Origin of the sequence: Microbacterium sp. 11MF (genome assembly GCF_000383475.1) — a bacterium.
Lineage (GTDB): Bacteria > Actinomycetota > Actinomycetes > Actinomycetales > Microbacteriaceae > Microbacterium > Microbacterium aquilitoris.
The window spans coordinates 919,173-932,605 of sequence record NZ_KB911459.1 but is presented as its reverse complement, the minus strand read 5'-3'; the positions used below and the strand labels follow the sequence as shown (position 1 = coordinate 932,605).

Below are 13,433 nucleotides of genomic sequence, written 5' to 3'. Positions count from 1 at the left end.
GAACCGAATGAGCCTCATCACCGCGACGACCCGCGCCCACCGCATCGACCGACGCATCTACGGCCAGTTCGCCGAGCACCTCGGTCGCGGCATCTACGAGGGCCTGTGGGTCGGCGAGCAGGACGAGATCCCGCACAAGAACGGTCTGCGCACCGACGCGATCGCGGCCCTCCGCGAGATCAAGGTGCCCGTCGTCCGCTGGCCCGGCGGCTGCTTCGCCGACGAGTACCACTGGCTCGGGGGCGTCGGGCCCACCGAGCAGCGTCGCGCGATGGTCAACACGCACTGGGGCGGTGTCGTCGACCCCAACACCTTCGGTACCCACGAGTACTTCGAGCTCCTCCACCAGCTCGACGCCGAGGCCTACGTCAACGGCAACGTCGGCAGCGGCTCGGTGGCCGAGATGCAGGACTGGGTCGAGTACATGACCCTCGACAAGCACACCCCGATGGCCGAACTCCGCCGCGCGCACGGGCGCGACCAGCCGTGGAAGCTGCAGTTCTTCGGGGTCGGAAACGAGAGCTGGGGATGCGGCGGCAACATGCTCCCTCTCCACTACGCGAACCTCTACCGCCAGTACCAGACGTTCGTGCGCGACTACGGGGACAGCCACGTCGCGAAGGTCGCGTGCGGTGCGAACGCCGACGACTACGAGTGGACGGACGTCCTCATGGCGCGCGCCGCCGGGCACATGGACGCGCTCAGCCTCCACTACTACACGCTCCCGACGGGGGAGTGGGACGTGAAGGGCGCCGCGCTGAGCTTCGACGACGCCGCCTGGTACGACACGATCCACCGCACGCGGCAGATGGACACGCTCCTGCGCCGTCACGGCGAGATCATGGACCGGCACGACCCGGCGCGCCGCGTCGGCCTCTTCGTCGACGAGTGGGGCACCTGGTACGACGTCGAGCGGGGGACGAACCCGGGCTTCCTGTTCCAGCAGAACACGATGCGCGACGCGATGGTCGCGGCGGTGAACTTCCACATCTTCCACCGTCACGCCGCCCGCGTCCGGATGACGAACATCGCGCAGATGGTGAACGTCCTCCAGGCGATGCTCCTCACCGACGGCCCGCGCCTGCTGAAGACCCCGACGTTCCACGCGTTCGGCATGTACATCGACCACCAGGACGCCGATTTCGTCGAGACCGTCGACGACGGCGGGCGCTCGGGCGGTCGTGGCGGAGCGCACCTCGACCACACCGTCAGCGTCAAGGACGGCGTCTACACCGTCAGCGCCGTCAACTGGGACCTCGAGACCGAGGCCGAGCTCGCACTGCGGCTGCCCAAGCGGATCGGCGAGGTCGTGAGCGCCCGGATCCTGCACGCGGCGGCATCCGCTCACAACACCTTCGACGAACCGGATGCCGTCGCCCCGGTCGACTTCGACGGAACCGTCGTGGCGGGCACCGACCTCCGTCTCGCGCTGCCGCCGCGCAGCATCGTGACGGTGCGGGTGCGGGCAGCCGGATGAGCGAGACGGCAGCCGAGCTGCTGCCGCTCGCCGCCGTCGCACTGACGAACGGTCCGTTCGCCGCCGCGCAGCAGCGCGCTCTGCGGACGGCGCTGGACCTCGACCCCGAGCGGCTGCTCGCGCCGTTCCGCCGGGAGGCGGGGCTGGCGACGGGTCCGGGATACGGCGGCTGGGAGTCGGAGGGACTCGACGGGCACACGCTCGGGCACGTCCTCAGCGCGCTGTCGGCGCACGCGGCCGGCGGGTCGGCCGCCGCACGCGAGCGTCTCGAGCTGCTGCTCACCGGGCTCCGCGACTGCCAGGTCGCTCACGGCACGGGTTACGTCGGGGGCGTGCCGGACGGCGTCGCCCTCTGGAGCGAGATCGAGAACGGACGGATCGACGCGCAGACGTTCGATCTCGACGGGCGGTGGGTGCCGCTGTACAACCTCCACAAGACGCTGACGGGTGTCATCGACGCCGCGGTGTACGCCGACTCCGCGCTCGGACGGACCGTTGCGGCGGAGTTCGTCGAGTGGTGGCTGCGGGTGTTCGCACCGCTCGGAGCCGCCGACGTCGAGATGGTCCTCCGGACCGAATCCGGTGGCCTGGCGGCATCCCTCGGTCGATGGTCGCAGTTCACCGACGACGAGCGCCCGGGCGGGCTCGCCGTCCGTCTCGCCGTCCGCGCCTTGTGGGAGCCGCTCGCGGCGGGGCGTGATCCGTTGGACGGGCTGCACGCCAACGCGCAGATCCCGATCGTCGTCGGACACGCCGTCCTCGCCGGACTCGGCTGGGGCGAGCAGTTCGCCGCCGCGGCCCGGACCTTCTGGGAGAGCGTCACGCGGCACCGGACGACCTCGATCGGCGGGAACAGCGTGCGCGAGCACTTCCCGCCGCGCGATGATTGGTCGACCATGTTCACGGCGCGCGAGGGCCCCGAGACGTGCAACACGGTGAACATGGTCGAACTCGCCCGTGAGCTCCACCGGCTCGACGGCGGCGCCGAGCACCTCGCCTACATCGACCGCGCCCTCAGCGCGCACGTGCTCTCGGCGCAGCATCCCGACCACGGCGGCATCGTGTACTTCACGTCGCACCGGCCGGGCCACCATCGCGTCTACTCCCGACGCGAGACGGGATTCTGGTGCTGCATGGGCACCGGTCTCGAGGCTCCTGCCCGGTTCGCCGCCGCGGCATTCGCGCAGGCTCCCGGGCGTGTCGACGTGAACCTCCTCGTCGGTGCACGCGCCCGAGTCGAGGACGTCGTCGTCGAGACCGAGACCGACCGTCCGTTCGGGGACGACGCGAGCATCCACGTGAGCGTGCCGACTCCGCGCTCCTTCGTTCTGCGGATCCGTCTGCCGGAGGGGGTGGATGCCGGGACGGCGGAGGCCCTGGTCGACGGCACCGCGTACCGGCCGGCGCCCGATGGCTGGTTCCGCATCGATCGCACGTGGACCGACCGCACGACGGTCTGGCTCACGCTGCCGCCTATGCTCCGCGTCGAGGCGGCCCCCGACGGGTCCGGGTGGGCGACCCTCGTCGACGGGCCGCGCGTGCTCGCCGAGCGTCTGCCTCATCCCGCCGTCGACCCGCTCGCGACGGACGCCCGCATGGGCCACATCGCCCGCGGGGCGCTGCTCCCGCTTGCAGCGGCGCCGATCCTGACACCCGAAGACGTGCGGTCGGCGGACCGCTCCGAAGGCCCCGTCGTCGTGCTGCCGGCGACCCCGACCCGGCGCGAGATCGTGCTCGAACCTTTCGCCTCTCTGCACGATGACCGCTACATCCTCGCCTTCCCCTTCGCGTCAGACGGGGATGCCGCGACCCGCCTGACCGCGCTCCTCGCCGAGGACGCACGCGCCGACGAGCTCGACTCGCGCACGATCGACGCGGTGAGGTTCGGTCAGCAGCAGCCGGAATCCGATCACGCCCTGACGTTGGCCGGCACGGAGTCCGGATACGACGCGGTGCACTGGCGGAGGTTCCTCGGTCCGTCGACGTTCGTCCTGCAGGACTGGGGTGCGTCGGCGGCGACCTTGCGTGTCTCCTGGCTCGCGGATGCGGTCGGCCGGCGAATGATCGTCGGGATCGGGGACGACGTCGTGGTCGACCGCATCGTCGATGCCGGCGACGGCGACGGCATGGAGATCGACCTCGCCGCCTACGCCGACGGCCGGTCTCGCTGGGTCGTCGTGGTGGACGGGGCAGGCGAGGGCACTCCGCGCCTCACCGAGGCCCGCCTGATGAGCGCGGCGGTCGCCTGATCGGCGGCCCTCAGGCGTCGTGCCGCCAGAACGCGCACGCGTGCGCGTCGAGGCGGAGGTCGACGGCGGTCGAGTCCGGCGCGACGCCGCGGACGGTCTCGTCTCCTCGCCGACCCGGGCGCGTGGGTACGGTCGCATCCGTCCACACGTCGACGATCGGCCTGGGTGCAGGGCCGAGTCCGAGGTCCCTCGTGTCCAGGGTCGCCGTCACGGCGGAGCCGGTGGTGTTGACCGCCGCGATCCACGTCGTGGCGCCGCCGGTCGCGTGCCAGAGGACGAGGCCGTTCTCGCGTCGGATCTCACCGGACGACTCCGCTCGCGTCAGCAGGTCGACCAGGGCGGGGCTCTGCAGGAGTGAGATCGTCTCGGGCCCGGTCGAGGGCAGGTCGCCCCCGAACATGAGCGGCGAGCGGGCGATCGTCCAGAGCGTCAGCAGGCTCCGCCGCTCGGCGGGGGTGAGCGCATCGTCTCGTGGCTCGCCACGCTCGGCACGGATCCCGATGCGGCCGAGCGGCAGCATGTCGGCGTCCGGCCAGGCACCCCGGCGCGCATGCGGCGCCCATCGTGCCATGCGTCCGAGGTTGTCTGCGACATCCTCCCACCGGTCCCACACGTCATCGCAGATGCGCCACATGCTCGCGTGTTCGGCGAGATGCCCGCGGTGAGCCGCGGATAGGTCGCGGCCGGGGGAGAGGCTGAGGATGATCTCGCGCTCGGCGGACTCCACTGCCGCGCTGTAGGCCGATATGTCCTGCTCCTGGTAAGGCCAGAGCATGTCGTCGGCCTTGATGAGGTCGACACCCCACGCGTCGTAGAGGGCGACGGTCGAACGGTAGTACGCCGCGGCGTCCGGATGGGCATGATCGATGCCGACGAAATGAGGGTTCCACTCGCAGTCGTTCGCGGAGTCGGCGATCGCCGACAGCGGCGTCGAGGTGCCGTGCAGCAGCAGGCCTTCCGCCACCGCGCGACGAGGGATGCCGCGCATGACGTGCAGCCCGAACTTCAGACCGAGCGCGTGTATCTGCGCGGCGAGTGGTCCGAACCCCGCGCCGCCGGACGAGGAGGGGAAGCGCGCCGGGTCGGGGAGGAGCCGCCCGTGCTCATCGATGTGCAGCCGGGCGTCGTCGTTGTAGCCGTGGGAGCGAGCGTCGGGATCCGCCCAGTCCGCGTCGACGACGATGGTGTCCCACCCGGCGTCCCGCAGGTGCTCCGCCATGAAGCGGGCGTTCGCGAGCACCTCCGCTTCGGTGACCGTCGTGCCGAAGCAGTCCCAGCTGTTCCATCCCATCGGCGGGCGATCCGGGCGTGCGAGGACCATGTGACTCCTGTCGGGTTCGTCCTCAGCCCGCGACGGGCTGAGGGGCGGATGAGGCGGTCGGTGGAGGACCGGGCGGTTCCACTCGCGGACCGGGGCGCGACCGCACGCGGCGGGCGAGAGCGCTCGAGTCGAGGTGGTTCTCGAAAGCGAGCACGGCCATCCCCGTCGCGACGCTGTTGACCTGGACCGGTGACACTCCGAGATCGAGACGCGCGGCGGTCAGTTCTGGAGCACGCTCGGCGAGGGCGATCCGCGCGGCCGGCAGCAGCGCGTCTCCGAGCGCCCACGCGGTCCAACCGGTGAGGGTCATGACCTCCGGATTGAGCACCGCGACGATGTCCGACAGGGCGATGCCCAGGTACCGCGCGGTCCGCGCGAGCGTCTCGGCGACGGGGGGATCGCCCACCGCGTCGCGGAGCCCCTCGATGAACTCCCGTTGGTGGAGCTGCAGGAGCGCGTGATCGGGATCCACCTCGCTGAGGGTGTGACGGATGCCGGGCACCCCCACGTACGCTTCGACGCACCCCCGGCGGCCACAGCGGCATAAGCGCCCGTCGAGCTCGAGGACCGTGTGGCCCCATTCGCCCGCCGTATGCGTCGCACCGCGGAGGACCCGCCCTTCGACGATGATGCCTGCACCGACGCCCGTGCCGAGATTCACGACGACAGCGCTCGAGCGCCCGCGAGCAGCGCCGAACCAGATCTCCGAATGTCCCACGGCCTGCAGGGGGTTCGCCGTCACCAGGGGTCCCGGGAGGCGTGGGCGCACCCGGTCCTCCAGTCGGCGCACGTGCGCCGCCCATCCGGGCGTCGCCACGGTGCCGGTGCGGTCCGTCGACAGGAGCCCGGGCAGGCCGAGGCCCACCCCCAGGATGTCGCTCGCCGCGCGGCCGCCTCTCTCGAGCGCCAGGTCGACGGCACGCAGGAGAGCATCGGCGACGCTGTCGACGGACACCCACTCCTCATCGATCTCGACATTCGCGGCGCCGATCTCCGTCACGGCGGCGTCGAACACGACGGCACGGACGTAGGTCTCGGCGAGGTCGATCCCGAGGAAGGAGCCTCCCTCGCCGTCGATCCGCAGCACCGTCGTCGGTCGACCGGTGCCGGCGCTGTCGGTCCCGGCATCCGCGATGAACCCGGCCTCCCGTAGCTCCGCGACCAGGTTCGACACCGTCGCAGCGCTGAGTCCCGTCGCGTGCGCGAGTTCGGTCCGCGTGGCCGTTCCCTGCACGACGAGTGCGCGGACGATCTCGCGCCGGGAGGCGTCGCGGATCTCACTCGAGGATCGAGTACGGGTCATGGTCGTCGCAGGTCTCTGACCCGAGCGGGGCTCAGGCGCCCCCGAGCCCTGTCTCCGCGACACCGCGCAGCAGCCACCGCTGCAGGAGGATGAAGACGAGCAGGACGGGGATGGAGGCGAGGAAGCCCGCGGCGAACAACCCGGTGTAGTCGAAGGTCTGCGCCGTGATGAACGACGACAGGTAGACCTGCACAGTGAGCGCGCCGAATCCCGTACCGGCGACCACGAGTGGCCAGAGGAACGCGTTCCATGCGCCGAGGAAGCCGAGAACGGTGAGAGCCGCGGCGAAAGCGAGCGAGTTGGGCAGCACCACGCGCACGAAGGTGCCGATGTACCCGAGGCCGTCGAGCTTGCCGGCCTCTTCCAGTTCCCTCGGGAACGAGATGAAGAACTGTCGGAAGAGGAAGACGTTGAACGCCGTGAACAGCGTCGGGATGACGATGCCCTGCAGACTCTCGGTCCATCCGAGCCACGAGACGATCAGGTAGTTCGGGAGGAACGTGGTGGCGCTCGGGATGAGGAGCATCGTCACGGTCAGCGCCAGGAGCGGCTTCGAGGCGCGGTTCGGGATGCGGGCGAGCCCGTACCCCGCGAGGGCGCCGATGATGATCTGCCCCACGGTCATCGACACGGCCATGATCGCCGAGGTCACGAGGGACTGTCCGAAGCGCTCGTCGGCGAAGATCTCCGCGAACTTGCCCCAGTTGGGGTTCGCGGGCCACCACACGAACGTCTTGGAGGTGACGTCCTCGGGCTGCGAGACCGCGGTCTTGACCATGACGTACAGCGGCATCAGGAACAGCAGTGCGAGGACGATGAGGACCGCGTAGCGGAAGGTCAGTTCGACCCTCCGGCGGACGGGGTTTCCGACGACACTCATGAGGCGCGTCCCTTCCGGGCACCGCGGCGCGGCGCTTTCGTCTCGTCAGCGGCACCGAATCCGAAGAAGCGCGACTGCAGGAGGGCGACGAGGACGACGATCGCCGTGACGACGAACGCACCCGCGGAACCCTTGCCGTAGTCGAGTTGCTGGAACGAGAGGTTGTAGATGTAGAGGAGGGGTGGTCGGACCGAGGGGATCGTCCGTACGAGGTTGTAGAACTCGTCGAACGCCTGGAACGCCGCCACCAGCAGGAGGAGCATGACGGCCGCCGTGGTGGGGCGGAGCTGGGGCCACGTGATCGCGAAGAATCGCCGGGGTCCGCGGGACAGGCCGTCGATCGCCGCGGCTTCGTACAGCGTCTCGGGGATCCGCTGGAGGCCGGCGATGAACAGCAGCATGTAGAAACCGACCTGCAGCCACAGGCGGACGCTCACGATGACGACCCAGTAGTAGGGCGACTGCGTCAGCCAGGCATCCACCGTCGGCAGCCCGAGCGAGGAGAGCACCGAGTTGGCGACGGAGGAGGTCGATCCGCTGAAGATGCCGAGCTTCCAGATCAAGGACGCGATGACGTACGAGAACGCCGTCGGCAGGAAGAAGACGGATCGGAAGAAGGCGCGGGCGACCGGGAGGTTCGCCACCAGCATCGCGAGGACCAGCGAGACGATGAGGGTGGTCGGCACGACGAGCACCGCGAACACGGTGAACGACAGGAGCGATGACAGGAAGCTCGGGTCGGTCAGCAGCGAGACGTAGTTGTCGAAGCCGACGAAGTCGGTCGGCGTGATGGTCGCAACGGCGCGCGTGAAGCTGAGATAGAAACCCCAGAACAGCGCGATGATGCTGAAGATCAGCAGGCCGAGGAAGAACGGGCTGACGAAGAGCCAGAAGGCACGCCGGGTGCCTCGGATCGGACGCCGGCGTCGCGGCACGGACGGCGGGGGAGTGGGCCGGTGGCCCGGGTCTGAGACCCGGGCCACCGGAGTGTTGAGCTGAGTCACTGGAGTGCGTCCAGCATGCCCTGCATCGTGGTCTGAGCCGCAGCCAGCTCGGACTTCGCGTCCGCGCCTTCGACGACGATGCGGTTGACCGCGTCGGTGAGCGCTGTGCTCATCGCGGGCGTGTAGTACGGGCCGCCGGTCCAGCCGTACTCCGTGGTCAGGTCGACGATGTCCTTCGCGATGCCGTCACCGAGGCTCTTGGCCTGCTCGCGGGCGGACTTCAGCGGCGGGATGTGGAATCCGTACTTGGTGCTGAACTCGATCTGCCAGTCTGTGTCGTCGATCCACTGCTTCTTGGCGATCTCCTTCGCCTTCTCGATCTTGCCCGACTTGCCGGCGACCATCTCGTTCCACTGCGAGACGCCCACGATGGGCTGTCCGCCTTCGAGCGCCGGGACCGCGAATGCGCCCACGTCGTCGCCGAGCGCCTTCTTGAGGGCGGGGATCGCCCACAGGCCCTGCCAGCTGATCGCGACATCACCGGCGATGAAGGACGTCGGGTCCCACCAGTCGGTCGGTGCGCCCATCAGGAGCGAGCCCGAGTCGTAGAGATCGTGAGCCGAGGTCAGCGCGTCGGCGAGCTGGGGCGAGTCGAGCGAGACCTTCGTGTTCTCGTCGTTGATGATGCCGCCGGGAGCTGCCGGCGGCAGGTTGGCTGCGAGGATGCCCGCGCCACCGTCGTTGCCGAGGAACAGGCCCTTGTGGTCGGCGTTCGTGAGCTTCTTGGCCGCCTCGACGAGCTCGTCCCACGTCGTGGGGACCTCGATGCCGGCTTCCTTGAACATGGAGGGCCGGTAGACGAACAGCTGGGCATCGGTGATCATCGGGATGCCGTAGTACTTGCCGTCGATCGTGACAGGCTTGAGGGCGATCGGGAGGATGTCGTCCTTGACAGGCTCGACGATGTCCGTGAGATCTGCGTACTGCCCCTGTCGAGCCGCCTCGACGTTGATCGCGTTGTACTCGAACAGGTCGACCCCGCGGCCCGATGCGAGCAGGGCGTTGACGCGCTGTGCGTAGTCGCCCTCGACCCACTGGAGGTCGATCTTGGCGTCCTTGTAATCGTCCGCCCAGCGGTTGACGGCGTCCTGGACGCCGTCTTCGCCGTACTGGTGGTAGAACTGCGTGATCGGGCCGTCCGCACCGCCGCCCGCGCCGCTCGAGCATCCGGAGATCAACAGCGCGGATGCGCTGAGGAGTGCTGCTGTGATTGCGAGCTTGCGTCGCTTGGGTGATGTCATCCTTCTCGCCTCTCTGCGGGATGGTGACGGCGATACGGGTATCCGATCGGTCCGCCGTCGCACCGATCGCCCTTAATCTAACGCTTAAAAGAAGGGGTGGTCTACCCCTGATCCAGAATCGGTTCGGCTCTGGCAGTATTCATGCAGGCAGTCGCGTAGGTCGTGGGGATGCCGGAGAGAAGAGACAGTGGTCGGGAAGAGATCGTCGCGCGACATCCGCAGCGAGTCGCGTCTCGACGTCCTGCACGGTCTGCTCTCGGCGGGAACCTCGACGCGTAACGAGCTCGCCCAGACGACGGGGCTGAGCGTCGCCACCGTCGCGACCATCGTTCAGGAGCTCCGCGGCGAGGGCCTGGTGGTGGATGCCGGCAGCTCGGCACTCGGTGCCGGACGACCGACGACGATGCTGCGGGTGAACGGTGACCGCGGCCGCATCCTCGGGATCGACGTCGCCGAGACCTACGTCCGCGCGATCGTGTTCGACGCGAGCCTCGAGGAGATCGGCTCCGTCGAGGTCCCGATGGACGAGTCCCTTCCGTCGGCGAGCAGCGTGACCGAGACCATCGTCCGCGCCGTCGACACGGCTCTCCGCGAGACGGCGATCGACCGCGAGCGTGTCCTCGGCGCCGGCATCGCCCTGCCCGGCCTCATCAGTGCGGAGGAGTCGGCGGACGCCGTCGCTCCCCGCTGGGCCGCGCGGAACGTCGAGGTGCTCCGCCAGCTGCGTGAGCGCATCGGTCTTCCGCTCGTCGTGGAGAACCCGCTGAAAGCCATCGCGACGGCCGAACTCTGGTTCGGGCGGGGCCGTACCGCGGCCTCGATGGTGATCGCCAACCTCGGCACGGGTGTCGGAGCGGGCATCGTGCTCGAGGGGAAGATCCTGCGGGGCGCGACGCACAGCGCAGGGGAGTGGGGTCACGCCGTTCTCGTCCTCGATGGGCGCACCTGCCGTTGCGGTCGCCGGGGATGCGTCGAAGCGTACGTGGGGGCACCCGGCATCCAGGTCACCCTTCGGGAGATCGCTCCCGATCACGAGCTCGCCGTCGTCCCGCAGCGCGAGTTCATCGACGGATTGGCACAGGCGCACCGCCGGGCCGGGGGAGACCCGGTCATCGACGACGTACTGGCGCGCACTGCCCATTACCTCGGGGCGGCGCTCGGCGACCTGGCCTCGATCATCGATCCCGAGGTGATGATGCTGACGGGCTGGACCGCGTGGACGCTCGGCGATGACCTGGTCGAGCCCACGAGGCGCGAATTGCAGCGCCGGGCACCGATCGGCGCGACCACGCCGCGGGAACTCGGGGTGTCGACGGTGCGGGGGAGTTCGGTCGCCATCGGGATGGCGACGCTGGCGTTCGAGCGTTTCCTCGGCGACGTCGGCCTCTCGACGACGCGTCTTCCGCTCGCCCTGTGAGGGCCGGTCGAACCGGCGTGCGGCCGGCCATACTGAGGACATGGGCTTCTCCCTGAGCTTCTACCCGATCGACGGCGGCGATCTCGGCGACGCCGACCGGGACGGCCTGGCCGCGTTCCTCGATGCACGTGGACTGTCGGTGCACTCCGACGGCAGCGGGCTGTTCTCTGCGGACGGTGCCGCGCTGTCCTTCGACGGGGCCTGGAGCGACCTGGCACTGGACGCCCTCGACCAGCCTGAGCCGGTCACCGGAACACTTCCGCACGCGACGCTCAGCTCGTCGGAGTGCGCCTTCGTGTTCGACCTGTGCACGGCGGGGAGGTTGATGATCGTCAATCCGCAGGGCGATCCCACCTACCTCGGCATCGCCGGCATCCACGACGGTGATGACTTCCCCGATCCTGACGACGCGGTCCTGGTCGGCAGCGCGACGGAACTTGCCCTCGCCCTCGAAGGCGGGTTCGAGAGGTTCCAGGACTACCTGCAGCGTGTCCTCAACGGGAACGCAGGCTAGATCCTCGGGTTGTGAGCCGCTCGCGAGCCGTACGCGCAGCGGCATCCCGTCCGATCGCGACACGGACGACGAGATCTTCCGGATGAAGCGCGATCTGATGGAAGGCACCGTGCGTCACGAGCGCCGCCGTCCAGTCCCACTCCGGCGTCCGATACGTCGATCTCGCGATCGTCGCTTCGTCGGTCGGTCACCCGTCCATCCTCTGGCCGGGGAGCACCTGCGTCGTCGCCCGTCGCCGAGTTGACATAATGTGCATTATCGGATGTTCTCTTGTTCGGAGAGACACCCTGAGGTGATCGTCCCGTGGATCGTTCCGTCGATCGTTGAACGATCGGCGATGCGCAGGGTGACCGTCGTGATCGGATCGAAGCGGATGTCCGTCTGGATCGCACGATCGACCTCGTACCCGGCGGCATCCCACGTCGCGAGGATCTTCTCCAGTGACGCCGCGTTGTCCTCGGTTGCGAACGCGAACGTCAGCGCCGATTGCGCGGCGCCACGATCGCATGTCGTCCGTGTCGGCGCGGACGACGCCACGGCGCGGCCGTCCGTGCCGACGGCTCCAGGAACCGCAGCGAGTGTCGCTGCGTACATGCGCTCCAGTTCCGCCTCGGCGCGTTCCAGACTGACGGGTGCCGGCGCAGTCGGCGTCGGCGACGGACGATCCGCCTGATACGTCGGACGCTTCAGCCCGCACTCCGGCACGTGCCCCGTCAGCTCAGGCACGGTCACCGTTTCGACGACACCACTGCCCGCGGAGGCAGCCGACACCCGCAGAGTTCCGTCCTCTTCCGAGGCGCCGTACGCGCGCTCGTGGAACGGCATCCCGCCATCCGCGTTCGAGATCGTCGCCACGCCGGTCGCAACGAGACCGTCCATGCGGTACAGGGAGCTCGAGCTCGACAGCCAGTGGTTCTCCTCGCGGACGAGGTAACCGGTGTCGCATCCGTCATCGTCGATGAGCGGCGACACGATGGTGGTCGGGAACGTCGCCAGGAACACACCTGCGCCCGCGACGAGCACCGCTCCGGTTGCCGCGACCCTCGCCACGATCACTCCAACGCGGCCCGCGACCCTCGTCGCTCGCAGACTGAAGACGAGGACAGTGAGGTCGATCACGCCCACCAGGATGAGCACAGCCACGATCTGCGGCGAATCCAGCGTCCCTACGAGAACCGTCGTGCCCTCGCCTTCCTCGCTCGTCGACACCGCTACGGCGATCATCGCTGCGGCGATGAGAACTGCCACCACCGCTGTGAGGACTCGGATGCCGACGGCCACGCGCCGTGCGTCAGCCACCCGTATCCTCGGCCGGCTCCCAGCGCAGCAAATCACCCGGTTGGCAGTCGAGCGCCTCGCAGAGCGCGTCGAGCGTCGTGAACCGGACGGCTTTCGCCCGGCCGTTCTTCAGCACCGCGAGGTTCGCCGGTGTGATGCCGATGCGGGCGGCCAGGTCACCCACGGCCATCTTCCGCCGCGCGAGCATGACATCGATGTCCACGACGATGGGCATCAGACGACCTCGTCGAGCTCGGAACGCATCTCGATCGCCTTCCGCAGCAGTGACCGCATTACGACTACGACGAGCGCGACTCCCCCGGTCGCCAGGGCTGCGCCGTAGACGATCCCCACCACTCCGGGGGCGGCCGATCCCGGTACCAGCATCGTCGCCAGCGCCCCGGTGAGGACGGCGGCTACGGCGATCGCTGCGATGACCGCGTCGACGAAGCGGAAAGCACCGACCGAGAACACCGCGTCGGCTGCAGCCATCGACACGAGCCGCCAGATGCAGAGCGCGACGACCTGCAGGCACACGAGCCAGAGGGCGAGGATCACGATGACCGTCACTCGCCACGCGGTCGGCAGCGCCCCGAGGTCGTTCCAGATCGTCGGAAGCACCAGGATCTGCACCGCCAAGGACCCGAGCAACGACAGAGCGAGCGCCGTCCGCAGGGTGAGGATCGTTACACGACTCATGAGCGCCTTTCGATAGCCATCTATCGAAAAACGATAGCCACTCCCCCGTC

Annotated in this window: 12 protein-coding genes; 4 read left to right on the top strand and 8 right to left on the bottom strand. The window is 69.1% G+C overall.

What is annotated here, in order from left to right; translation table 11 throughout:
* Positions 1–7: 7 nt before the first annotated feature.
* A complete protein-coding gene (locus tag H286_RS0104575; RefSeq protein WP_020097269.1) occupies positions 8–1,477 on the top strand; it encodes an alpha-N-arabinofuranosidase in 1,470 nt (489 codons plus the stop codon).
* Positions 1,474–3,726 (top strand): beta-L-arabinofuranosidase domain-containing protein, encoded by a 2,253-nt coding sequence (locus tag H286_RS0104570; RefSeq protein WP_020097268.1) that lies wholly within the window; start codon positions 1,474–1,476, stop codon positions 3,724–3,726. Before H286_RS0104575 ends, H286_RS0104570 begins: the two co-directional genes overlap by 4 nt.
* A 10-nt stretch (positions 3,727–3,736) precedes the next feature.
* Here the strand turns inward: H286_RS0104570 and H286_RS0104565 are convergent, their stop codons facing one another.
* The 5 genes from H286_RS0104565 to H286_RS0104545 form a co-directional block, all read right to left on the bottom strand.
* The gene (locus H286_RS0104565) at positions 3,737–5,047 is read right to left on the bottom strand and encodes a glycoside hydrolase family 27 protein (protein WP_020097267.1); all 1,311 of its coding nucleotides are present in this window, start codon (positions 5,045–5,047) and stop codon (positions 3,737–3,739) included.
* A gap of 22 nt (positions 5,048–5,069) precedes the next feature.
* A complete protein-coding gene (locus tag H286_RS0104560; protein ID WP_020097266.1) occupies positions 5,070–6,350 on the bottom strand; it encodes an ROK family transcriptional regulator in 1,281 nt (426 codons plus the stop codon).
* Positions 6,351–6,381: 31 nt separating this feature from the next.
* Positions 6,382–7,230, bottom strand: coding sequence for a carbohydrate ABC transporter permease (locus H286_RS0104555; protein ID WP_020097265.1), 849 nt, complete (start codon positions 7,228–7,230; stop codon positions 6,382–6,384).
* Positions 7,227–8,165: a carbohydrate ABC transporter permease gene (locus H286_RS0104550; protein ID WP_018186796.1), complete on the bottom strand. Its 939-nt coding sequence runs from the start codon at positions 8,163–8,165 to the stop codon at positions 7,227–7,229. Before H286_RS0104550 ends, H286_RS0104555 begins: the two co-directional genes overlap by 4 nt.
* Before the next feature lie 65 nt (positions 8,166–8,230).
* Complete coding sequence (locus tag H286_RS0104545) at positions 8,231–9,475, bottom strand: ABC transporter substrate-binding protein (RefSeq protein WP_018186797.1); 1,245 nt, start codon at positions 9,473–9,475, stop codon at positions 8,231–8,233.
* Between the two features lie 187 nt (positions 9,476–9,662).
* Between H286_RS0104545 and H286_RS0104540 the strand changes: the two genes are divergently transcribed.
* Positions 9,663–10,892 (top strand): ROK family protein, encoded by a 1,230-nt coding sequence (locus H286_RS0104540; RefSeq protein WP_020097263.1) that lies wholly within the window; start codon positions 9,663–9,665, stop codon positions 10,890–10,892.
* Positions 10,893–10,932: 40 nt separating this feature from the next.
* Positions 10,933–11,406, top strand: coding sequence for a hypothetical protein (locus tag H286_RS0104535; RefSeq protein ID WP_020097262.1), 474 nt, complete (start codon positions 10,933–10,935; stop codon positions 11,404–11,406).
* 255 nt (positions 11,407–11,661) lie between these two features.
* Here H286_RS0104535 and H286_RS0104530 read toward each other — a convergent pair whose 3' ends face one another.
* The 3 genes from H286_RS0104530 to H286_RS0104520 are packed head-to-tail and all read right to left on the bottom strand — an operon-like array spanning position 11,662 to position 13,383.
* On the bottom strand, positions 11,662–12,705 hold the full coding sequence (locus H286_RS0104530) for a hypothetical protein (RefSeq protein ID WP_036324046.1): 1,044 nt from the start codon (positions 12,703–12,705) through the stop codon (positions 11,662–11,664).
* Positions 12,698–12,919 (bottom strand): helix-turn-helix domain-containing protein, encoded by a 222-nt coding sequence (locus tag H286_RS0104525; RefSeq protein WP_020097260.1) that lies wholly within the window; start codon positions 12,917–12,919, stop codon positions 12,698–12,700. The genes H286_RS0104530 and H286_RS0104525 overlap by 8 nt, the downstream gene beginning before the upstream one ends.
* Positions 12,919–13,383, bottom strand: coding sequence for a DUF2975 domain-containing protein (locus tag H286_RS0104520; protein WP_020097259.1), 465 nt, complete (start codon positions 13,381–13,383; stop codon positions 12,919–12,921). The genes H286_RS0104525 and H286_RS0104520 overlap by 1 nt, the downstream gene beginning before the upstream one ends.
* Positions 13,384–13,433 lie beyond the last annotated feature (50 nt).

What these genes read in the sequence shown, in the direction of transcription:
- H286_RS0104535 (WP_020097262.1), top strand. Translation starts at nt 10,933, where the DNA reads ATGGGCTTCTCCCTGAGCTTCTACCCGATCGACGGCGGCGATCTCGGC.
- H286_RS0104555 (WP_020097265.1), bottom strand. Translation starts at nt 7,230, where the DNA reads ATGAGTGTCGTCGGAAACCCCGTCCGCCGGAGGGTCGAACTGACCTTC.
- H286_RS0104525 (WP_020097260.1), bottom strand. Translation starts at nt 12,919, where the DNA reads ATGCCCATCGTCGTGGACATCGATGTCATGCTCGCGCGGCGGAAGATG.
- H286_RS0104560 (WP_020097266.1), bottom strand. Translation starts at nt 6,350, where the DNA reads ATGACCCGTACTCGATCCTCGAGTGAGATCCGCGACGCCTCCCGGCGC.
- H286_RS0104575 (WP_020097269.1), top strand. Translation starts at nt 8, where the DNA reads ATGAGCCTCATCACCGCGACGACCCGCGCCCACCGCATCGACCGACGC.
- H286_RS0104565 (WP_020097267.1), bottom strand. Translation starts at nt 5,047, where the DNA reads ATGGTCCTCGCACGCCCGGATCGCCCGCCGATGGGATGGAACAGCTGG.
- H286_RS0104545 (WP_018186797.1), bottom strand. Translation starts at nt 9,475, where the DNA reads ATGACATCACCCAAGCGACGCAAGCTCGCAATCACAGCAGCACTCCTC.
- H286_RS0104520 (WP_020097259.1), bottom strand. Translation starts at nt 13,383, where the DNA reads ATGAGTCGTGTAACGATCCTCACCCTGCGGACGGCGCTCGCTCTGTCG.
- H286_RS0104570 (WP_020097268.1), top strand. Translation starts at nt 1,474, where the DNA reads ATGAGCGAGACGGCAGCCGAGCTGCTGCCGCTCGCCGCCGTCGCACTG.